The organism is Acidovorax temperans, assembly GCF_006716905.1.
GTDB classification, from domain to species: domain Bacteria; phylum Pseudomonadota; class Gammaproteobacteria; order Burkholderiales; family Burkholderiaceae_C; genus Acidovorax; species Acidovorax temperans.
Map to the genome: position 1 here is coordinate 1,697,129 of NZ_VFPV01000001.1, position 21,140 is coordinate 1,718,268.

At 64.0% G+C, this 21,140-nt stretch carries 15 protein-coding genes and 1 pseudogene; 1 reads left to right on the forward strand and 15 read right to left on the reverse strand.

Translation table 11 applies throughout. The features are described 5' to 3' along the window. Positions 1 to 117 precede the first annotated feature (117 nt). Together BDD18_RS08110 and BDD18_RS08115 are read right to left on the reverse strand one after the other, a co-directional pair. Complete coding sequence (locus BDD18_RS08110; protein ID WP_142082414.1) at positions 118 to 663, reverse strand: hemerythrin domain-containing protein; 546 nt, start codon at positions 661 to 663, stop codon at positions 118 to 120. A gap of 51 nt (positions 664 to 714) precedes the next feature. Then, complete coding sequence (locus BDD18_RS08115) at positions 715 to 1,128, reverse strand: ribonucleotide reductase subunit alpha (RefSeq protein ID WP_066699184.1); 414 nt, start codon at positions 1,126 to 1,128, stop codon at positions 715 to 717. A 403-nt stretch (positions 1,129 to 1,531) separates the two neighbouring features. Between BDD18_RS08115 and BDD18_RS08125 the strand changes: the two genes are divergently transcribed. Then, positions 1,532 to 2,581 (forward strand): IS110 family RNA-guided transposase, encoded by a 1,050-nt coding sequence (locus BDD18_RS08125; RefSeq protein WP_027814485.1) that lies wholly within the window; start codon positions 1,532 to 1,534, stop codon positions 2,579 to 2,581. A 278-nt stretch (positions 2,582 to 2,859) separates the two neighbouring features. Here BDD18_RS08125 and BDD18_RS08130 read toward each other — a convergent pair whose 3' ends face one another. The 13 genes and pseudogenes from BDD18_RS08130 to BDD18_RS08190 all read right to left on the reverse strand — a co-directional run. After that, the gene (locus BDD18_RS08130; RefSeq protein ID WP_142082417.1) at positions 2,860 to 3,564 is read right to left on the reverse strand and encodes a nitroreductase family protein; all 705 of its coding nucleotides are present in this window, start codon (positions 3,562 to 3,564) and stop codon (positions 2,860 to 2,862) included. A gap of 23 nt (positions 3,565 to 3,587) precedes the next feature. Continuing rightward, entirely contained in the window at positions 3,588 to 4,934 is a 1,347-nt protein-coding gene (locus BDD18_RS08135) for an NnrS family protein (protein WP_142082419.1), read from the reverse strand. Continuing rightward, positions 4,931 to 7,378 (reverse strand): adenosylcobalamin-dependent ribonucleoside-diphosphate reductase, encoded by a 2,448-nt coding sequence (locus BDD18_RS08140; protein WP_142082421.1) that lies wholly within the window; start codon positions 7,376 to 7,378, stop codon positions 4,931 to 4,933. Before BDD18_RS08140 ends, BDD18_RS08135 begins: the two co-directional genes overlap by 4 nt. A 104-nt stretch (positions 7,379 to 7,482) precedes the next feature. Then, the gene (locus BDD18_RS08145) at positions 7,483 to 8,157 is read right to left on the reverse strand and encodes a carbonic anhydrase (RefSeq protein WP_142082423.1); all 675 of its coding nucleotides are present in this window, start codon (positions 8,155 to 8,157) and stop codon (positions 7,483 to 7,485) included. Positions 8,158 to 8,183: 26 nt separating this feature from the next. Continuing rightward, the gene (locus tag BDD18_RS08150; protein ID WP_211360698.1) at positions 8,184 to 9,119 is read right to left on the reverse strand and encodes a peptidylprolyl isomerase; all 936 of its coding nucleotides are present in this window, start codon (positions 9,117 to 9,119) and stop codon (positions 8,184 to 8,186) included. A gap of 28 nt (positions 9,120 to 9,147) precedes the next feature. Then, on the reverse strand, positions 9,148 to 9,879 hold the full coding sequence (narI, locus tag BDD18_RS08155) for a respiratory nitrate reductase subunit gamma (protein WP_066690174.1): 732 nt from the start codon (positions 9,877 to 9,879) through the stop codon (positions 9,148 to 9,150). Continuing rightward, positions 9,876 to 10,577 (reverse strand): nitrate reductase molybdenum cofactor assembly chaperone, encoded by a 702-nt coding sequence (gene narJ / locus BDD18_RS08160; protein ID WP_066786213.1) that lies wholly within the window; start codon positions 10,575 to 10,577, stop codon positions 9,876 to 9,878. The genes narI and narJ overlap by 4 nt, the downstream gene beginning before the upstream one ends. 154 nt (positions 10,578 to 10,731) lie before the next feature. After that, a complete protein-coding gene (narH, locus tag BDD18_RS08165) occupies positions 10,732 to 12,255 on the reverse strand; it encodes a nitrate reductase subunit beta (RefSeq protein WP_044397305.1) in 1,524 nt (507 codons plus the stop codon). A 20-nt stretch (positions 12,256 to 12,275) separates the two neighbouring features. Beyond that, positions 12,276 to 16,076, reverse strand: coding sequence for a nitrate reductase subunit alpha (locus BDD18_RS08170; protein WP_142082425.1), 3,801 nt, complete (start codon positions 16,074 to 16,076; stop codon positions 12,276 to 12,278). 46 nt (positions 16,077 to 16,122) lie between these two features. After that, positions 16,123 to 17,532: a NarK family nitrate/nitrite MFS transporter gene (locus BDD18_RS08175; protein WP_066697704.1), complete on the reverse strand. Its 1,410-nt coding sequence runs from the start codon at positions 17,530 to 17,532 to the stop codon at positions 16,123 to 16,125. 22 nt (positions 17,533 to 17,554) lie between these two features. Further along, positions 17,555 to 18,844, reverse strand: a complete 1,290-nt coding sequence (locus BDD18_RS08180) for an MFS transporter (RefSeq protein ID WP_142082427.1) — start codon at positions 18,842 to 18,844, stop codon at positions 17,555 to 17,557. 335 nt (positions 18,845 to 19,179) lie between these two features. After that, positions 19,180 to 19,896, reverse strand: coding sequence for a response regulator (locus tag BDD18_RS08185; RefSeq protein WP_142082429.1), 717 nt, complete (start codon positions 19,894 to 19,896; stop codon positions 19,180 to 19,182). Next, a pseudogene (locus tag BDD18_RS08190) lies at positions 19,893 to 21,140 on the reverse strand (GAF domain-containing sensor histidine kinase); the annotation flags it as partial. The pseudogene BDD18_RS08190 and the gene BDD18_RS08185, both read right to left, overlap by 4 nt.

The window sequence follows — 21,140 nt, forward strand, 5'->3', positions numbered from 1 at the left end:
TCTTGCCAACCGAAGCCGTCCACCCTAAGAAGGAGTGTGGACGGCCTGTTTGAAGCCAAAAGTGCCTCCAGCGCTTATAAAGAAAGCGCTACCAGCTATCAATTCAGTAGCAATTATTTACGAAGCGCGGCGGCGGCCCGCCATCTCCAGCCCCATGGTGCGCAGGTCGCCCTCGCCCAGAAGGGCCTGTGCGCTGGGGTAGGCGGTGCCTTCTTCTGTCTGGATGTGCTGGCCGTAGCGCTGGGCAAACTGCTCGAGCAGCGCTTCGTCCTCAGCACTCAGGCCCGCAGCGCTGCCGTCGGCGAGAGCCGCCAGAGCGCACCGGGCGGCGGCCCAATCGGCCGCCATGTGCACATGGTCTTGTTGCAGCTGCCGCACCAGCGCCACGACCGACGGTGCGCCCCGCTCCAGCAGCAGCGGAAAGACGTGCAGTTCTTCGTCTTCATGGTGCAAGGGCGCAGCGATGTCGAAGTAACGCAGCACGTCGCGGGCCGCCTGGCGGGCGGCATCGTCCACCGCCTGCTCACGCAGGTAAGAGCGCAGCCGCGACAGCAGGGTCAGGGTGCGCTCAACGCGCTCGTGGCAAGCCTCCAGCATCGCGAAGGGCTGCTCGAACCCTACGGCGGGGGTGTTGAATCCGGGCAAGCCGGCGGACGTGGTCATGTGGGTGAACAGGTGGAGTGGCAGGTCGTCTGATGAATGCCGCGACCTGACTCAGCCCAGGCGCACGGGGTGCCCTTGGCGGTCAAACGGAATGAAGGCCTCGATGGCGCCGCGCTTGATCGCATCGACCATGCGTTGCAGCGGGGCTTCGGCGTCCGCACTGGTGGGGGCCTGGTTGAGCGTGCCCGACATGGCGGCAGCGAACACCATCACCCAGTCATGCCCAGGGGCGGTGAACTGCTGCGCTTCGGCCACCAGGGCGGCAAACGATGGCAGCTCCTGTGGGGTCTTGTCCACACACATCAGGGGCACCAGCGCACCGCCCTGCCCTTGCTCGAAGCGCGCGCGCTGGGCAGGGGTGGCGTCATCGGGCAGCTCCACTCCGACAAACACAAACAGCAGGCGCTGGGGCTCGGGTTGCAGCCGCGCGGCGTGCAGCAAATCGTCAAAGCTGGAGATGTCCATGGGTAGTCTTTTGAAGTGCGATCAATCAATGGGTTAGAACCTGTTCAAAGTCTTTTTGGAGTTACACAAGTGTCTTGCGGGGATGGGCTGCTAGGCGCAGCGCGCGGCCCACATTCATCCAAGGTGGCCCGTGCTATTGGCAAGCGGTGCAACAACGCAGACCGCCCGGCAAGCCACTTGCCCGCAGGGTTGGAGTGAAATCGGGCGATTGAACGCTCCGGCTGCCTGCATGGGCATGAGCCCATGCGGCGCATCCGTTGTATCCACTCATCCCGATTGCACTCCAATGGAATCTCCAAAAAGACTTTGAACCAATGGGATGGACGCCCCCACCCTAAACGGCATCGAAAGTGCCACAGTGGAGATGTCAGTTTTTCCACCTCAACGAGCAGGAGCGTCCACCATGAAGATTACAACCATTGGCATCGATTTGGCCAAGAATGTGTTCCAGGTCCACGGCGTGGATGAGCACGGCAAAGCCGTGTTCAACAAGCCGCTCAAGCGCGAACAGATGGCTGCCTTCTTCGTGAACCTGCCGCCCTGCCTGATTGGCATGGAAGCCTGCGGCAGCGCCCACCACTGGGCGCGCAAGCTTCAGGGCATGGGCCACACCGTGCGCCTGATGGCACCCCAGTTCGTCAAGCCCTACGTCAAGACCAACAAGAACGATGCAGCCGATGCGGCTGCCATCTGCGAAGCCGTCACCCGCCCGAGCATGCGCTTCGTACCGATCAAGAACGTGGAGCAGCAAGGCGTGCTGGCCCTGCACCGGGTGCGCCAGGGCTTTGTCAAGGCCCGCACTGCACAGGCCAACCAGATCCGGGGCCTGCTGGCCGAGTTTGGGGTGATCGTTCCCCAAGGCATAGGCCACATTACCCAACGGGTGCCAATGCTCATTGAGGATGCAGCCAACGAGTTGCCCGGCGTGTTTAGACTGTTGATACAACGTCTGCTCGAGCACCTCAAGGAGCTTGACTGCCAGGTGCAGGAGCTGGAGGCACAAATCGTGGCCTGGCACCGCCAAAGCGACTTGAGTCGCAAACTCGGGCAGATCCCCGGCATTGGCCCCATCACGGCCTGCGCATTGGTGGCATCTCTGGGGGATGCAAAGAACTTCAAGGATGGCAGGCAGGTGGCAGCCTGGCTAGGGCTGGTGCCACGCCAACACTCCAGCGGGGGCAAACAAAACCTGCTGGGTATCAGCAAACGGGGCGACACGTATTTGCGCACCTTGCTGATTCACGGAGCGCGCTCGGTGATCTATCACGCCCAGAAAAAAGACCAGCACCAAGGCCAGGGCAGCGCGCAGTGTGGCTGGCTCAATGGTGTGCTGCAGCGGCGCAACAAGAACGTAGCGGCGGTGGCGCTGGCCAACAAGAATGCCCGCATCGTGTGGGCGTTGCTCGCGCATGACAGGAGCTACGAGCCGGGCTACGTACGAGAGTCGGTCTGAGCAACTAGCGCCGGCACGACAAGAACGAGGAGCGGGAGAAAACCAACCGATTGCTCAAGCAATCATGAAGTGATGGCAAGACAGGTCAGACCGTGGTGGATGAAATCCGATAAGAACGTGGCACTTGGAGTGCGTTGAACCGATAGGACCTCCACCAGCGATTCCCATCAGGGACCGTGGCTCGCGCCACAACAAGTCCGGATATACGGGTGCAATCTTTACCTTCTTGGCAGCAGTGAGTGAGGGCTTGGCTTATTCGGGGCGTCCATATAAGGTTCTTAGAAGCCGGGCAGTATGCCCCGGTGTTCGTCCAGTGTGCTCACGTAACTGCTGGCTGTGGGCCGCAGCCGCGCGCCCTTGCGGGACACCACGGTGCCAATGCTCACAAAGCACAGCGCCTGCTCGCCTGGCGCCAGCCGGAACAGCGCCCGCAGGCTCGAAGCCTTCAGGGCCTTGCCGCTGGTCAGCGCCGAGCCGTACCCCTGGGCGGTGGCCATGAGCAGCATGTTTTGAATGGCGCAGCCGGCCGACACCATGCGCTCGGCCAGCTCAATGTCGGCATCGCCCCGCTCGCCATCCACGATGGCCAGCAGCAACACGGGGGAACGGTAGGCCTTTTCGCGCGCCTGCTCCACCTGTTCAGGGGCGGCGCCGGGGTCGCGCTCCAGCAGGGCCTCGGCAAACACATCGGCCAGCAGCGTGCGCGAGGTGTCGGGCACCAGCACAAAGCGCCAGGGCGTGAGCTGGCCGTGGTCGGGCGCATGGGCGGCCGCCTGCAGGATGGCGGCCAGCTCGGCCACATTGGGGCCCGGCGCCCCCAGGCGCTTGGGCAAGATGGTCTGGCGGGACTGGATCAACGCCGCTGCAAGACCGGCGGTGTCATCGGCACTGGGCATGTGTTCGATCATGGCATGTTTGAGTGCCCCGGTGCTGCGGCGGCCACCGCCGCGCACGGGATCCAAGGGCCAAGGGATGACAGACATGAGGAAGTCCTTTCGTCCAGGGTTCAGCCGGGGCGCCCATCGGGGCGCAAGCGGCCATACCAGCGAGCCAGCCGCCCGCCCCACACCCCCATGGTGATGAGCCACACGCTGGCGCTGGCCAGCAGCAACCAAGGCAACGCTCCAGCCGGCCACACTGGCAAGGTGGCTGCAATGCGCAGCAAGGTGGCCAGCTGCAGCAGGCAGAACAGCGACCACACGATGCGGTCGGCCACCAGAGCCCGCCCGCCGTGGCCACACGACACCCGCGTGACCATGGCCAGCATCAGCGACGCCAAGCAGCCCATCGACAACGCATGGAGCGCGCCCAGGCCCAGGCTGCCAAGGCCCAGCCCCACCGCCAGCCACTGCGCGAGGCCACCCAGCAAGAAGGCGATTCCCAGCCACAAAAATCCAATGTGCAGCATGGCCAACAGCTTGTTCTTGAGGCTTTGCACCAGACCCCACACCCACGCCAGCCACACCAGAACACCGCCCACCAGCACCTGCAGCGTGCCGTGCACCACCGCCCATGCGGGCCCGGCCGGGCTGGCGGCAATGCCGCCCCACTCCAGCCACGCAGCCAGCACCTGCATGGTCGCTGCGGCCAGCATGAGCCAGAGCACCCAGAACGGGCGCCAGGCCTGCACCAGCGGCATGGCGCTGGAGGTGAAGAAAGGAATCATGCGGTGCGCCACCGTGACGTAGACCACCACCACAAAGCCCCACAGGGCGCAAAACACCCACACCCGGGCCAGTGCATGGGCCTGCAGCAGCATGGCCACCCAAACGCCCGCCGCGCTCAAGGTGCCCAGCACGCAGGCAAAGCCGATCACGCGGGCATGGAGCTGGTCTTCCGCCTGGCTCAGCCGCACTCGGCCCCAGAACTGCACCGTCATCCACGCGAGCCCGGCGCACGCCAGGCCCAGGCCAACCAGTGCCAAAGCGGCATGCAAATGCGCACCGGCGAGCCACAGCAGCCACCCAAGGGCTTGCAGAAACAGCGGGGGCCGCACGGCAGAAACGGGCAGTGGATCTACCCCCAGCCACTTGGGGCCAGCAGTGAACAGGAAGCCGGCGAAATACAGCGGAATGAAGCCGAGCACCATCACCGCCGAATGCACCAGGGTGGGAGAGACAGCGTAGCCCGAGGCATAGGGCAGGCCCAGCCAGCCTGTGGCGCGGTCCACCTGCACAGCGCCCCACCACAGCGCAGACGCCACCAGCACCACCATGGCCAGGAAGAAGCTCAGCCGGTGGGGGGCCAGCATGAGGTACTGCACGCGCCAGTGCTTGTCCAGCTGCGCCAGCGCTTCTTTGGAGGGCTTGCCTGACGCGACCTTCAGCGGGATGGTGGGGCGAGGGGCATTCATCCGCAGCTACCCAGGTGGCCGCATTGCGTGCAGTAGTCGCAGCCGTCCTTGCGGATCACGGCGTGCGCGCCGCATTCACTGCACTTCTTGCCTGCCATCGCGGGCGGCATGCCAGCGGGCGCTTCAGGCTCGTCCAGCGGCAGCGACTGCTGCTGCGGCTCGGCCACGCGGCGGGCCAGAATGTTTTGCACGGCAAAGGCGATGGCAGCCACTTCCGAGTCGTGCCACATGGGCACCATGGCGCCATCGGCGCGCTGGTGCGTGCCCAGGCGCACAGGGCCGCGGTCCCACGCCACCTTGCGCATGTCCGAAAGAGCGCGCTCCAGAAAGCCGCCGCGCGCTGCGAGCGACAGCAGCCGCATGCTGGAGGTGATCCACTGCTGCGACTCGCCACTCTGCCCCACGGGCATGAAGAATTCGATGGCGCGGTCCACCGTGTGGTTGCCCACGCCTGTGGGCACGGGCAGGAACGAGACGATGATGTACAGCGTCTTGTGGCCTTCCTGCGTCCAGTATTCGACCTTCTCGGCCACGGCCGAGAGCCCGCCCTTGGGGCGGCTTTCAATCACGGTGCGCATGGGGTCCACCACGGGCGTTGCGGGCGCAGGTGCCGCTGCCGCAGTGGCAGGTGCCGGGGCGGGCGTGCTCACTTCCAGCACAGAGCCCAGGATGGCGTTGGGCCGGTAGGTGGCCAGGCCTTTGAGCCGTGCGCGCCAGGCCTGCAGGTACAGGTCCTTGAAGTCTTCGTACGGATAGTCGGCCGGGATGTTCACCGTCTTGGAAATGGCCGTGTCCACGAAGGGCTGCACGGCTTCCATCATGGCGATGTGGTCCTGGGCCGACATGGCCAGGGCCGACACAAAGTAGTCGGGCAGCGCGTTCACATCACCGCCTCCATCCCGGTACACCCGCCAAGCATGGTCTTCGACCGCGTATTCGCTGGTGCTGCCGTCGGCCTCGCGCTTCTTGCGCTTGTACATCCACGAAAACGGTGGCTCGATGCCGTTGGAGGCATTGTCAGCAAAGGCCAGGCTCACCGTGCCGGTGGGCGCGATGGACAGCAGGTGGCTGTTGCGAATGCCATGCTTGCGGATGCTCTTTTGCAACGCAGCGGGCAAGCGGCTGGCAAAGGTGCCAGGGGCCAGGTAGCCATCTGCATTGAATTTGGGGAAGGCACCCTTTTCCTGGGCCAGTGCCACCGACGCCTCGTATGCCGCGTCGCGCATGCGCTCGGCGATGCGGGCGGCCATGGCGCGGCCTTCGGGTGCGTTGTAGCGCAGTTGCAGCATGGCCAGCGTGTTGCCCATACCGGTAAAGCCCACACCAATGCGGCGCTTGGCCATGGCCTCGTCGCGCTGCTGCGGCAGGGGCCAGAAGGTGACGTCCAGCACGTTATCCAGCGCACGCACTTGCAAGGCCACGGCCTGCTCAAACGCTTCAAAGTCAAACGCTGCGGCACCACCCCGCCCGAAAGGATTGCGCACAAAGCGCGTCAGGATGATGGGCCCCAGGTCGCAGCAGCCGTACGATGGCAGAGGCTGTTCGCCACAGGGGTTGGTGGCGGCGATGTCTTCGCAGTAGTGGAGGTTGTTGTCCTCGTTGATGCGGCCCAGGAACAAAATGCCGGGCTCCGCAAAGTCGTAGGCCGACTTCATGATCGTGTCCCACAACTCGCGCGCAGGCACGGTCGCGTACACCCACAGCCCATCAGCGCGCTGGTGGGCGCCTTGCGCCTGCAGGGCCGCGCCCGGCCGCGCGCGGTGAACCAGCTCCCACGGGGCATCGGCCTGAACGGCTTCGATGAACGCATCGGACACGCCCACCGACACGTTGAAGTTGTTCCAGCGGCCAGGCGTGCGCTTGGCGGTGATGAACTCCTTCACATCGGGGTGGTCGATGCGCAGCACGCCCATCTGCGCGCCACGGCGCGAGCCCGCGCTTTCGACCGTGGAGCAGGACTGGTCGAACACATTGATGTAGCTGCAGGGCCCCGACGCCATGGAGTGGGTGCCTTTGACTTCAGCGCCGCGTGGGCGGATGCGCGAGAAGTCATAGCCCACGCCGCCACCGCGCCGCATGGTTTCGGCCGCTTCGCGCAGGGCTTCGTAAATGCCGGGGTAGCCTTCTTCGTCCACGCCCTGAATGCAGTCACCCACGGGCTGCACAAAGCAGTTGATGAGCGTGGCCTGGATGTCTGTGCCCGCTGCACTCATGATGCGACCGGCGCCGATGGCACCCGCATGCAGGTTGGCCAGGAACAGGGCTTCGTATTTTTCACGCAGGGCCGGGGCCTCGACAGAGGCCAGGGCACGGGCCACGCGGCTGTACAGGTCTTCGACGCTGCTCTCGCCGGGTTTGAGGTATTTCTCGCGCAGCACATCCAGGCTGATGGGCTGCAGGGGGGAGATGGAGGGGGTAAGGGAGGGGGGAGTTTCGCGCTTCATGGCTCGGAATGATTCAAGGTTCCCTTGGCGGCGGCCTTGCGCTCCATCAAGAAGGGGTAAAAGCAACGCCCCACCACCCTGGCAACACGCCAGGGCGGCAAAGGCTAGTCCAGCAGCACCTGGCCGTCATGCTCCACATAGGGGTGGTAGGGCCCGGTGCCGCTGTTGTCGGCACGCGATGCGGGCACAAAACCGCCCGTCTGCACATCAAAAACGTGGACTTCCCCATCTTCAATCACGAAATGCCAGCCGTGCAGGCTGATCTGCCCCGACTGCACGCGACTGCGAACCATGGGGTACTCCATCAGCCGTTCCAGCTGGAGCACCACGGCCCGCTGTTCTGTGCGGCGCAGGGCCTCGGGGCCTGGCTGCACCGGCAGCAAGGCCTCGCGCCCCAGATCCAGCCAACGGTTGAGGTTGGGGGCCTCGGGCGACACCTCACCATACATCGCCTTGATAGCCCCACAGTGACTGTGGCCGCACACGATGATGCGGCGCACCTGCAGGTTGAGCACGGCAAATTCGATGGCGGCTGTAGTGCCGTGGTGGCCATGCGAGCCGTCGTACGGTGGCACAAAGGCACCGACGTTACGCACAAGAAACAGCTCCCCCGGCCCGGCACCCGTCAGCAGATAGGGCACTAGGCGCGAGTCCGAACAGCCGATGAACAAGGTGGTGGGGTGTTGGCCCTCATCCACCAGGTTCTGGAACTGCTCGCGGTACTGCGGAAAAGCATCGTTGTGAAAACGACGCAGGCGGTCTAGCAGTTCATCAGGCATGGTGTCATCCGCAAAGGTGCCAGGGCTTACTGCACCAGCGGCGTGTCGGCCGCGTCCAGCATCACCCCTTCCACCGTGGCTGCACCAGCCAGCAACTGCAGGTACTGGCGCAAAGCGTTCACCCAGGCTTGCTGGCGCAAGGTCAGGGCAATGGCCTGGCGCACTTCCTCAAAGGAAGGCTGCTGGCCTGGATCGCGGGCTACCACTTCCACCACATGCAGGCCAAAGCGGCTGTGCACCAGGCGTGCCAGCACGCCCACTTCGGCTCCGCCAAAGACTTCGCGGGCAAATTCGGGGGCACAGTCGGCCCGCGTGAGCCAGCCCAGGTCACCGCCTTGCTGGCCACTGGGGCAGTTGGACCACTGAGCAGCCGCTTGCGCGAACTTGGCGCCACCATCATCAGCACAGCGCAGCTCGATCAACAGGGCTTCGGCCCGCAGACGCAGCTGCTTCACGTCCACGCCTGGCGTGACGGCAAAGAGCACGTGGCGCAGATGGGCGCGTTCGCCTTGCGCGTGGGCGGCGGGATGGGCCTCGTGGTACCGGCGGCAAGCCTCTAGCGAGGGTTCGGGGATGTTCAGCTCGCGGTCGAGCAATTGCTCAATGGCATTCGATGCTTCCGCACTGGTGGCACCTTCGACGCCCGGAGCATCGTGGGCAGACAGCAAGCCTGCCTGCTGCGCCGCCTGGCGCAGCAATTCAGTGCAGGCGCGCTGGCGCAGCGTTTCCTCGTCCAGCCATTCGCTGGGCGTGTTCAACGGCACGCCGTTGACGCGAGCCACAGGGGCAGCCCCGGCACTGGGCGCGGATGAAGGCGCCGACTGCACAGGGGCATCGACCATGGATGCCGCCAGAGCCTCATAGGCCGCAGCCTGCGTTGGTGTCAGCGTGCTGGCGGGCGCGCTCGCCTGGCTGCTTTCTGTGGAGCTGCAGCCGCAGCTCCCGGTTCCACATCCGCTCATGGTGTGTGCTCCTTGGGTATCGTGGGTTTCAGGCGCGGCGGTCTTGCGACTGCATATGGCCTGCGGGCAGGTTCATGCGGCGTGCACGCACCACCTGGTAGGGGCGCAGCACATAGGCCAGCGTGCCAAAGCCGCTCCACACGTGCACCAGACGGGTGAACGGGAAGATCAGGAAGATGCTCATGCCCAGGAACATGTGGGTCTTGAAGATCCAGCCCGCATCAGCCAGCAGCTCCACGCCACCGCTGCGGAAGGTCACGATGCGCTGGCTCCACTCGGCCAGCTTCATCATCATGGAACCATCCAGGTGCTGCGCAGACAGCGGAATGGTGGCCAGGCCCAGCGCCAGTTGCAGCCACAGCAGGAACAGCAGAACGATGTCACTGGTCTTGGAGGTGGCGCGAATGCGTGGGTCTGAAAGGCGGCGGTGCAGCAGGATGGTCACGCCCACAAAGGCGAGCACGCCAGCGATACCGCCGGAGACCATGGCCATCAGCTGCTTGTTGCCAGCGCTGATGAAATGCTCGTACACCACGTGGGGCGTCAACATGCCGAAGGTGTGCCCGAAGAACAGGAACAGCACGCCGATGTGGAACAGGTTGCTGCCCCAACGCAGGCTGCCGGTGCGCAGCAGCTGCGAGGAGTCGCTCTTCCAGGTGTATTGGTCGCGGTCAAACCGCGCCCAGCTGCCAATGAAGAACACGGCCAGGCAAATATAGGGATAGATGCCAAACAACAGGGTATCAAGCCAGGCGGTCATACGGAGACTCCTTCTGGTGCCCGCTCGGCGCGGGGGGTACGAACAAAATGCATGGGTTGCGGCTGGTCAGGCTTGGACTGACCCTGGGTGCTGCAACCCCCAAACGCTTCGGGCTCGGCCCAGACCTCGTCCATGTCGGGCTCGGGGGTCAGCGCCACCGATTGCACGCGCTGGCCCGAGACTTCGAGCACGGCGGCAATCACGCTGGCGTACGGGCTGTTGCGAGCCACCAGCGCACTGAACAGCGCATTGAGGATGTGGGCCATTTCGCCCAGGAATTCCTTGGCCACTTCGGGCGGCTGGGTAGAGGCAAACTCGAGCACCACGGGCAGGTGATCGGGCAGCTCGTCGGCGTTGAACTGCAGGCCCGCCTTTTCGTAGGTCTGCATCAGATCGATGAGCGCCGGGCCACGGTCGCGCGAGTCGCCATGCACATGCTCAAACAGGTGCAGCGAGGTCTGGCGACCCCGGTCGAAGTTGTCCACATAGCGGGCTTCGACTTCCAGGGGGTCGAGCGCCGCCAGGTGCTGGCACACGGCTTCGATTTCAGACATGCGCTCACTGGTCAAGGCGCCTTCGGAGCGCAGGGCATCGACGAGCTGAGGCATCACGCTGCGCAGCTGTGCATCGGGGTAGCTCAGCAGGTAGCCCAGTGCGCGCAGCGTCAGTCGCAAAGAGGTCGGGTTCTTCTTGAACATGGTGGTTCCTTTCAGTGCTCTACGGCGCTGGACAATGTCCGCGACCTGCAAAACCGGCTCAGCGGTATCGCGAGGACGGCCAGCAAGGGCCGCCCCGCAGCAAAGGCCGTCGTCCCCCTTGAGGGGGAAGGCGCGAAGCGACTCAGGGGGTGTTTCATACCGTGGCCTTGATCGGGATAGTGCGTGGCTTCTTGCCGCCAAACATGCTGACTTCGGTCGCACCATCGGAGCAGCCGTTGCCAAACGAGAAGCCGCAGCCGCCACGGATGTCGAATGCGTTTTCGGCGTACTCGCGGTGGGCAGTCGGAATCACGAAGCGGTCTTCGTAATTGGCAATCGCCATCACGTGGTACATCTCCTCCACCTCGGCCATCGACAAGCCCGCCTGCTGCAGTACGGCCAGGTTCTGGCGTTGCTCGACGTGCTTGTCGCGCTGGTAGGTGCGCATGGCCAGCATGCGTTCCAGGGCTCGTACCACGGGGCCGGTGTCGCCAGCGGTGAGCAGGTTGGCCAGGTACTGCACCGGAATGCGCAGCTGCGAGACGTCTGGAATGTCGCCATTCACACCCACATGGCCCGCGTTGGCTGCGGCCGTGATGGGCGACAGGGGTGGCACGTACCAGACCATGGGCAGCGTGCGGTACTCGGGGTGCAGTGGCAGGGCCACCTTCCACTGCACAGCCATCTTGTAGACCGGGCTGTTGCGGGCGGCTTCCATCCAGCTGTCGGGAATGCCGTCAATGCGGGCCTGCTTGATGACGTCTGGATCATTAGGGTCCAGGAAGATGTCGAGCTGGGCCTGGTACAGATCGCGGTCGCGTTCCACGCTGGCAGCTTCCTGAATACGGTCTGCGTCGTACAGCAGCACGCCCAGGTAGCGGATGCGGCCCACGCAGGTTTCCGAGCACACGGTGGGCTGGCCCGCCTCAATGCGGGGGTAGCAGAAGATGCACTTCTCGGCCTTGCCCGATTGCCAGTTGTAGTAGATCTTCTTGTAGGGGCAGCCGCTCACGCACATGCGCCAGCCGCGGCACTTGTCCTGGTCGATCAGCACGATGCCGTCTTCCTCGCGCTTGTAGATCGAGCCGCTGGGGCACGACGCCACGCAGGCAGGGTTCAGGCAGTGCTCGCACAGGCGCGGCAGGTACATCATGAAGGTGTTTTCGAACTGGCCGTAGATGTCCTTCTGGACATCGTCGAAGTTCTTGTCCTTGCTGCGCTTGCTGAACTCGCCGCCCAGGATTTCTTCCCAGTTCGGGCCCCACTCGATCTTCTCCATGCGCTTGCCGGTGATGAGGCTGCGTGGGCGCGCGGTGGGCGCGGCCTTGCTTTCAGGCGCCGACTGCAGGTGGTCGTAGTCGAACGTGAAGGGCTCGTAGTAGTCGTCGATCTGCGGCAGGTTGGGGTTGGCAAAGATGCGCATGAGCAGCTTCCACTTGCCGCCCTGGCGGGGGGCGATGGAGCCGTCAGGGTTACGCACCCAGCCGCCGTTCCAGCGGTCCTGGTTTTCCCATTCCTTGGGGTAACCAATGCCGGGCTTGCTTTCCACGTTGTTGAACCAGGCGTATTCCATGCCGGGGCGGCTGGTCCAGACGTTTTTGCAGGTGACGGAACAGGTGTGGCAGCCAATGCACTTGTCCAGATTCAGCACCATGCCGATTTGTGCGCGAATTTTCATCGTGTTTTCTCCTTGCGGGCTCAGGCGTGTGCGCCGGTGTCAGACACTTCGTCGTCCAGCCAGTCCACGCGGTCCATCTTGCGCACCAGCACAAACTCGTCGCGGTTGGTGCCAATGGTTCCGTAGTAGTTGAAGCCGTAGCTGTACTGTGCGTAGCCACCAATCATGTGGGTGGGCTTGAGCACGATGCGCGTGACCGAGTTGTGGATGCCGCCACGGGTGCCGGTGATCTCGGAGCCGGGGGTGTTGATGATCTTCTCTTGCGAGTGGTACATCATCACCATGCCGGGGTTCACACGCTGGCTCACCACCGCACGGGCCGCAATGGCGCCGTTGGCGTTGAACAGCTCCACCCAGTCGTTGTCCACGATGCCAGCGCTCTTGGCGTCGTCTTCGCTCAGCCACACCACCGAGCCACCGCGGTTCAGCGTCAGCATCATCAGGTTGTCGCTGTACGTGCTGTGGATGCCCCACTTCTGGTGCGGCGTGATGAAGTTCAGCGCAATCTCGCGGTTGCCATTGGGCTTCTTGCCTTCGACTTCTTCCAGCGTCTTGAGGTGCACGGGTGGGCGATAGCTGACAAAGCCTTCGCCGAAGTCGCGCATCCAGGGGTGGTCCTGGTAGAACTGCTGACGACCGGTGAGGGTGCGCCATGGGATGTACTCGTGCACGTTGGTGTAGCCGGCGTTGTAGCTGACCTTTTCGCTCTCCAGCCCCGACCAGGTGGGCGAGCTGATGATCTTGCGCGGCTGCGCCTGGATGTCGCGGAAGCGGATCTTCTCGTCCTCGCGGTGCAGTGCCAGGTGCACGTGGTCACGGCCCGTCTGCTTGCCCAGGGCCTCCCAGGCCTTGCAGGCCACGTGGCCGTTGGTTTCAGGCGCCAGCATCATCACCACTTCGGTGGCGTCGATGTCGGTCACGATGCGGGGCATGCCCTTGGTCACGCCCTCTTCCTTCACGCGGCCGTTGAGGTCGCCCAGCTGGCCGACTTCAGTCTGCGTGTTCCAGCCAATGCCCTTGCCGCCGTTGCCCACCTTGTCCATCAATGGGCCCAGGGCCGTGAAGCGCTTGTACAGGTTCGGGTAGTCGCGCTCGACCACCGTGATCTGCGGCGCAGTCTTGCCGGGGATGAGTTCGCACTCGCCCTTCTTCCAGTCGCTCACGCCGTAGGGCTGGGCCATTTCGCCAGCCGTGTCGTGCATGATGGGGGTGAGCACCACGTCTTTTTCCACGCCCAGGTGGCCCACGCTGACCTCGCTCACGGCCTTGGCGAAACCCTTGTAGATCTCCCAGTCGCTCTTGGCCTGCCAGGCTGGATCCACCGCGGTGGACAGCGGGTGGATGAAGGGGTGCATGTCGCTGGTGTTGAGGTCGTTCTTCTCGTACCAGGTGGCCGTGGGCAGCACGATGTCGGAATACAAACAGGTCGTGCTCATACGGAAGTCCAGCGTGACCAGCAGGTCCAGCTTGCCTTCAGGCGCATTGGCGTGCCACTGCACTTCTTCGGGCTTGGCTTCGTCTTTGCCCAAATCTTTGCCCTGCACGCCGTGCGTGGTGCCCAGCAGGTGCTTGAGGAAGTACTCATGCCCCTTGCCCGACGAGCCCAGGATGTTGGAGCGCCACACGAACATGTTGCGCGGCCAGTTGTCTGGGTGGTCTGGGTCCTCGCAGCTCATGGTCAGGCTGCCATCCTTGAGCGACTTGACGACGTAGTCCTTCGCGTCCATGCCCGCCGCAGCAGCGTCCTTGGCCACCTGCATGGGGTTGGTCTTGAGCTGGGGAGCGGAAGGCAGCCAGCCCATGCGCTCGGCGCGCACGTTGTAGTCGATCTGCGCACCGTGGTAGGCGCGGGCGTCGGCCAGCGGCGAGAGGATTTCTTCCATGCCCAGCTTTTCGTAGCGCCACTGGTCGGTGTGCGCGTAGAAGAAGCTGGTGCTGTTCATCTGGCGGGGTGGGCGGATCCAGTCCAGCGCAAACGCCAGGGCAGTCCAGCCGGTTTGGGGGCGCAGCTTTTCCTGGCCCACATAGTGCGCCCAGCCACCACCGCTCTGGCCAATACAGCCGCACAGCATCAGCATGTTGATGATGCCGCGGTAGTTCATGTCACTGTGGTACCAGTGGTTCATGGCCGCGCCGATGATGACCATGGACTTGCCATGCGTCTTGTGGGCATTGTCGGCAAACTGGCGGGCCACGGTGATGATCTGCTCGCGCGGCACACCGGTGATCTTTTCTTGCCATGCAGGGGTGAAGGGGCGGTCTGCGTCGTAGCTACCGCCGGGCTCTTCACCGGGCAGGCCACGGTCGATGCCGTAGTTGGCTGCCAGCAGGTCGAACACGGTAGCCACCATCACACGGCCCTGGACTTCATGGCCATCCAGCTCCAGATGGCTCACGGGCACGCGGCGCACCATCACGTCACCGCCCTGGTCGTTGGCGGTGAAGTTGGGGGCATGCACGCCGCCAAAGTAAGGGAAGGCCACGTCAGCCACGTCGTGGGGCTGCTCGCCGTCTTCGATCACCGACAGCTTGAGCTTGACGGTGTTGCCCGTGCGGGCATCCTTGTTCTCCAGGTTCCACAGGCCCTGGTCGGGGCGGCCGTCCGTACCCCAACGGAAGCCGATGGAGCCGTTGGGCAGCGTGACCTGGCCCAGCTCGTCATAGCCCACGGTCTTCCAGTCGGGGTTGTTCGACTGGTCGAGCTTGTTGGGGAAGTCGCTGGCGCGCACGTAGCGGTCAGGCACCATGGCCTTGCGACCGTCGGGCAGCGTCTTTTCCTTGAGCACCACCAACAGTGGCAGGTCGGTGTAGCGGCGGGCGTAGTCGTCAAAGTAGCTGCTCCGCCCCTTGCCACCGTCCTTGAAGTAGAACTCTTTCAGGATCACATGGCCCATGGCCATGGCCACGGCCGCATCGGTGCCCTGCTTGGGGTGCATCCACAAGTCACCCAGCTTGGCCACTTCGGAATAGTCGGGCGTGATGGACACGACCTTGGTGCCCTTGTAGCGCACCTCGGTCAAGAAGTGCGCGTCGGGCGTGCGCGTTTGCGGCACATTGGAGCCCCAGGCAATGATGTACGAGCTGTTGTACCAGTCGGCCGACTCGGGCACGTCGGTCTGCTCGCCCCAGGTCTGTGGGCTGCTGGGGGGCAGGTCGCAATACCAGTCGTAGAAGCTCATGCACACGCCGCCAATCAGGCTCAGGTAGCGCGAACCGGCTGCGTACGAAATCATCGACATCGCAGGGATGGGCGAGAAGCCGATGATGCGGTCGGGGCCATGCTTCTTGATCGTGTACACATTGGCTGCAGCGATCATCTGGTTGACTTCGTCCCAGGTGCTGCGCACGAAGCCGCCCAGGCCGCGCTGCTTTTGCCAGTCACTGCGCGAAGTGCTGTTCTCGACGATGCTGGCCCAGGCGTCCACCGGGCTCTTGGCCAGGGCAATGGCAGCGCGCCAGTGCTTGAGCAGGCGGCCACGCACCATGGGGTACTTCACGCGGTTGGCGCTGTACAGGTACCAGCTGTAGCTGGCGCCGCGTGCGCAGCCACGGGGTTCGTGGTTGGGCAGGTCGGGGCGGGTGCGTGGGTAGTCGGTCTGCTGGGTTTCCCAGGTGACGATGCCGCCCTTGACGTAGATCTTCCACGAGCAAGAGCCCGTGCAGTTCACACCGTGGGTGGAGCGCACGATCTTGTCGTGCGCCCAGCGGTCGCGGTAGGCGTCTTCCCAGGTGCGGTCTTCACCGTTGGTTTCGCCGTGGCCTTGTGCAAATGTCTCGCGGGGTTGCGAGAAGTACGTGAGGCGATCGAGAAAATGGCTCATCGGGGGCTCCTTGTCTTGTCTGTTCTGTGCGGTTCTGTGGGTCGGCTCAGCAAGGCATCTCGGCGTTCTTGCGGCCGTAGTACCACCAGGTAATCACGATGCACACGAGATAGAACGCGAAGAAGGTCCACAGCGCGGCATGGGGGCTGCCGGTGAGCGCGATGGAGCTGCCGTAGCTCTTGGGAATGAAGAACCCGCCGTACGCAGCCATCGCAGCCGTGAAGCCCAGCGTGGCAGCGCCCAGGGTGTTGCCTTCCTTGTTGGCCTGGGCCACGGCAGCGGCGTTGTTCTTGTCCACACCGCGCATGGCTTCGGTCAGGAAGATGACGGGGATCATGCGGAAGGTCGAACCATTTCCGATGCCGGTGGTGAGGAACAGCACCAGGAAGCACACGAAGAAGCCGCCAAACTGGCCTTCGTTGCTGCCCGATGGCAGGAACACCGTGACGCCCACCACGGCAATGGCCATGACGATGAAGTTCCACAGCGTGACGCGCGCGCCGCCGAGCTTGTCGGCCAGCCAGCCACCAAAGGGGCGGATCACCGCACCCACCAGCGGGCCCAGCCAGGCATAGGCCAGGGGGTTGATGTTGGGGAACTGGCTCTTGATGAGCAGCGGAAAACCTGCGGCATAGCCGATGAACGAGCCGAAGGTGCCCAGGTACAGCACGCACATCAGCCAGTTGTGCTTGCGCTTGAAGATGGCGGCCTGCGCAGCGAACGAAGCCTTGGCGTCGGCAATGTCATTCATGCCAAACCAGGCGGCCAGGGCCGTGAGGGCAATCCATGGCACCCAGATGAAGGCGGCGTTCTGCGTCCACACCTGCATGGTTTGGCCGTTCTTGACGATGGTCTGGGGTTCACCCCCCAAAACTCCAAAGATGCCGGCCGTGACGACCAGAGGGCTCAGGAACTGCACCACCGACACGCCCAGGTTACCGAGGCCCGCATTCACACCCAGCGCCGACCCCTTGCGCTCCTTCGGAAAGAAGAAGCTGATGTTGGCCATGCTGGAGCTGAAGTTGCCGCCGCCCAGGCCGCACAGCAGCGCCAGGATGAGCATGGTGGGGTAGGCCGTGGTGTTGTCCTGCACTGCAAAGCCGATGCCCAGGGCAGGAATCAGCAGCGAGGCGGTGGAGATCGCCGTCCAGCGGCGGCCACCAACCAGGGGCACCATGAACGAGTAGAAGATGCGCAGGGTAGCGCCAGAGAGCGCGGGCGCGGCCGCCAGCCAGAACAGCTGGTTGGTCGAATACTTGAAACCGAGGCCCGGCAGGCTCACGGCGACGACGCTCCAGACCTGCCAGATGGCAAAGGCCAGAAACAGCGCAGGCACCGAGATCCAGAGGTTGAGCTTGGCAATGGCTTCGCCCTCGCGCTCCCAGAAGGACTTGTCCTCCGGTGCCCAGATGGTGAGCAGACGCCCTTGGCGCCCGCTGGTGGTGGTGGCAGACATGATGAGGTTTCCTTCGAAAAAATCAGCGGTTGCCGGCTTGCGCGGCACCTTGCGCACCCATCACGCGGGTGTTACGCACTTCGGTGAAGTACATCCAGATGAGCGAGACCCACACCACGCCGTACATCAGCATGAAAGCGCTGGAGCGGATGCCGGTGAGGTCCATCAGCGCACCGAACATGATGGGCAGCACGAACCCGCCCATGCCACCGGCCAGGCCGACGATGCCGCTGATGGTTCCGATGTTTTGGGGGTAGTCGTCGCTGATGTACTTGAACACGCTGGCCTTGCCAAACGCCCAGCAAATGCCCAGCAGGAACATGATGCCGGTGAACACGTACACGTTCAGGCCGATGTGGAAGGTCTTGGGGCCGTTGACGGTGGCGATGGTGAAATCGGTCTGTGGGTAGCTCAGCAGGAACAGGCAGATCCAACTCACCCACATCACCCACCAAGTCACGCTGTGGGCGCCGTACTTGTCACTCAGCATGCCGCCAATGGCGCGCAGCACGCCGCCGGGCAACGAGAAGCAGGCAGCCAGCAAGGCGGCCACGCGGATATCCAGACCAAACTCTCCCACGTAGTACTGCACCATCCACAGCGACAGGGCCACATAGCCACCGAACACGATGCTGTAGTACTGGCAGTACTTGAGCACCTTGGGGTCCTTCAGCGCCTTGAGCTGGTCGGTGAACTTGACGTTGCTGGGCACCAGATGGGCAGGGTCGCTGTAGCTGAACAGCCAGAACAGCACCAGCGTGCCCAGCATGATGGCGGCGTACACCTGGGGCACCATGGTCCAGCCGAAGGCCACCAGAATGACCGGCGCAACAAACTTGTTGACGGCCGCGCCCGAATTGCCTGCGCCATAAATACCCATAGCCGTGCCCTGGCGATTCTTGGGGAACCAGCGGGCAACGTAAGGGGTGCCCACCGAGAAGGAGCCGCCCGCCAGACCCACGAACAGGCCGATGGTCAGGAAGTGCCAGTATTCGGTGGCGTAGCCCATCATCCAGATGGCGGGCACGGTGGCGGCCATCACAGCGGCCATCACGATGCGGCCGCCGTACTTGTCCGTCCAGATGCCCAACGGCACGCGCACCAGCGAGCCGGTGAGCACGGGCATGGACATGAGCAGACCGAATTGCGTGGAATTCAGGTTCAGCATCTTCTTGATGGGGATGCCGATCACACCGAACATCATCCAGACCATGAAGCAGACGGTGAAGGCGAAGGTGCTCACGATGAGCACCGACCAAGCCTGTCGCGTGCGCTGGGGGCTTGCGCCCTGGGGCAGGGTTTCGTTAACCATTGCGCTGTTCCTCTCTTTCGTATGGGAGGTATCGTCCGCGTTACCGAGGGTTTTGCCCATCCTTCGCTAGACCATGTGCAGCGCGGCAGAGGTAGTAGTCAGGGTGCAAGCGCATCGTTCGAAAGAACTACTACCCCGCCCGCCGCCGAAGGGGCTGACCGCACCGCTGGTTGTAGAGCGCCACCGTGACGAAGATGTGGCATATCAGCATTTCAAGCAAAAATGGTCTGAAAGTGCCTATGGATAAGCGCCACCAGCTCTTTTTTTGATAGCAGAAATGAAAAGAGCCCCCGCAGGGGCTCATCGCCAAGGAATGAGAGGGTGGGGCGTGGTGGCTATTCCGCGCGCTGGCGGTCAGATGCGTACACCGCCGCCTGCACGCGCGAGGTCAGGCCGAGCTTGCGCAGGATGTGCTGGACATGGATCTTCACCGTGGTCTCGGCGATGTCCAGCACCCGTGCGATTTCCTTGTTGCTCATACCGCGCGCAATCTCGCGCAGCACTTCTTCTTCGCGCGGGGACAGAGGGGTGCCACTGTCAGACGCGGCGCTGCCAGAAGCTTCGGCCACCTCCGGCACAGGCGCGGCGCTGGCCGCCGAAGGCGCCCCTTGCGACTGGAAGGCCGCCACCAGCTTGCCCATGAGTTCCTGGCTGACCACAGGCTCCCCCTGCGCGGCACGGCGAATGGCCTGCGCCAGCAAATCGCCGTCAATGGTTTTGAGCAGATACCCCTGGGCGCCGTTGCGCAACGCCGCAGCAAGGTCTTGCGAGTCTTCGCTCACCGTGAGCATCAGCACGCGCGAGCGTGGAGACACTTCACGCAAGCCGCGAATGGCGTCCACCCCCATCACGCCGGGCAGATGGTTGTCCAGCAAGATCACATCGGGTTGCAAGGTGGGCACCAGCCTCAAGGCCTCGGCGGCGTCGCCTGCCTCACCCACCACCTGCAGGCCGGCATCCTGCCCCAGCAGGGCGATCAGGCCACGCCGGAACAAGGTGTGATCGTCCACCACCAGCAAGGTCACGGGGGCGGCGGCAGCGGGCTGGGTCACGTCAATAGCTCCTGAAGGGGGGCGGGCGAATGGGGGGCGATGGGCGCGGCAGCCACAGGCGCGGCCTGGGCCGGGCTTGCGGCAGCATTGGCTGGTGCGGGTGGCCTGGGGCTGCTGGGCAGCTCGATGCACACGCGTGTGCCCTGCCCGCGGTGCGACTGCACCTGCACCACCGCGCCAATGCGCTGGGCGCGCTCGCGCATGATACCCAGGCCTACGTGCAAGGAATCGGGCGGAACCTGCTCTACCTCAAAGCCCATGCCATCATCCTGGACTTCAAAGCGCCAGCGCGGATGGCGTTCCACCCGCAGCTCCACCCGCGTCGCCTTGGCGTGCTTGCGGACATTCGACAAGGCTTCCTGCACCATGTGCAGCACCTGGATCTGCACATCGGACGGCAGGGGCACGCCGTGGCCGGCCATGGACAGCGACGTGGCCATGCCGGTCTGGTGCTCAAACTTCGACAGCGTGGCGCGCAGCGCAGCCTCGATGTCCTCCTCGCTGGTGCGGGTGCGAAAGTGCACCAGCAACTCGCGCACATCGCTGTAGCACTCGCGCACGCCTACATCCAGTTCGTCGATGCTGCGGTCACGCTTGGCGGTGTCGCCCTTGGCCACGGCATCGCGCAGCAGCTGGGTCTGGATCTTGAGGAAGGCGAGCGACTGGGCGATGGAGTCGTGCAGCTCACGCGCGATCATGCTGCGCTCTTGCGCCACGGCGGCTTCCCGCTCCAGCGCCGTGGCACGCAAGCCCTCCATGGCGCTGGCCAGGTGGCGCGTCATGGCTTCGAGCAACTCCCGCAGATCATCGTTCAACACCACCGGGAAGCGGAAGAACAGATCCACCTCGCCCAGCACGCGCTGCTGCATTTGCACGGGAATGGTCACCATGGTCTCAAACCCGGCTTCGCGGCAATGGGGCAGCGCCACCATGGATGTGGGGGTGATGGGGATGACGCGGGTGCGCGCCTTTTCCTGGGGCTGTCCGCAATGGCAAGAGCCCGTGTGCAGGCAATGCTCTTCTTCCGCCATGGCCCGGGGCAGGCCGTCATTGGCCAGCAACACATAGCGTTCGTTGGCTTCGTCTGACCAGCGCATGGCCACCGCATCGGCCCCGGCCACTTTTCGGGCATGGCGCACAAACGCATTGGCAAGCTCCGTCAGGCTGGCCGCATCCGACGCCAGGCCGCTCACGGCGTACAGGGCTTCCAGCCGCTGGTTCTGCACGGCAATGCTGGCCGTTTA

Bases quoted from the DNA above. Each gene is read 5' to 3' on its own strand.
- BDD18_RS08110 (WP_142082414.1), bottom strand. From the start codon at position 663: ATGACCACGTCCGCCGGCTTGCCCGGATTCAACACCCCCGCCGTAGGG.
- BDD18_RS08115 (WP_066699184.1), bottom strand. From the start codon at position 1,128: ATGGACATCTCCAGCTTTGACGATTTGCTGCACGCCGCGCGGCTGCAA.
- BDD18_RS08125 (WP_027814485.1), top strand. From the start codon at position 1,532: ATGAAGATTACAACCATTGGCATCGATTTGGCCAAGAATGTGTTCCAG.
- BDD18_RS08130 (WP_142082417.1), bottom strand. From the start codon at position 3,564: ATGTCTGTCATCCCTTGGCCCTTGGATCCCGTGCGCGGCGGTGGCCGC.
- BDD18_RS08135 (WP_142082419.1), bottom strand. From the start codon at position 4,934: ATGAATGCCCCTCGCCCCACCATCCCGCTGAAGGTCGCGTCAGGCAAG.
- BDD18_RS08140 (WP_142082421.1), bottom strand. From the start codon at position 7,378: ATGAAGCGCGAAACTCCCCCCTCCCTTACCCCCTCCATCTCCCCCCTG.
- BDD18_RS08145 (WP_142082423.1), bottom strand. From the start codon at position 8,157: ATGCCTGATGAACTGCTAGACCGCCTGCGTCGTTTTCACAACGATGCT.
- BDD18_RS08150 (WP_211360698.1), bottom strand. From the start codon at position 9,119: ATGAGCGGATGTGGAACCGGGAGCTGCGGCTGCAGCTCCACAGAAAGC.
- narI (WP_066690174.1), bottom strand. From the start codon at position 9,879: ATGACCGCCTGGCTTGATACCCTGTTGTTTGGCATCTATCCCTATATT.
- narJ (WP_066786213.1), bottom strand. From the start codon at position 10,577: ATGTTCAAGAAGAACCCGACCTCTTTGCGACTGACGCTGCGCGCACTG.
- narH (WP_044397305.1), bottom strand. From the start codon at position 12,255: ATGAAAATTCGCGCACAAATCGGCATGGTGCTGAATCTGGACAAGTGC.
- BDD18_RS08170 (WP_142082425.1), bottom strand. From the start codon at position 16,076: ATGAGCCATTTTCTCGATCGCCTCACGTACTTCTCGCAACCCCGCGAG.
- BDD18_RS08175 (WP_066697704.1), bottom strand. From the start codon at position 17,532: ATGTCTGCCACCACCACCAGCGGGCGCCAAGGGCGTCTGCTCACCATC.
- BDD18_RS08180 (WP_142082427.1), bottom strand. From the start codon at position 18,844: ATGGTTAACGAAACCCTGCCCCAGGGCGCAAGCCCCCAGCGCACGCGA.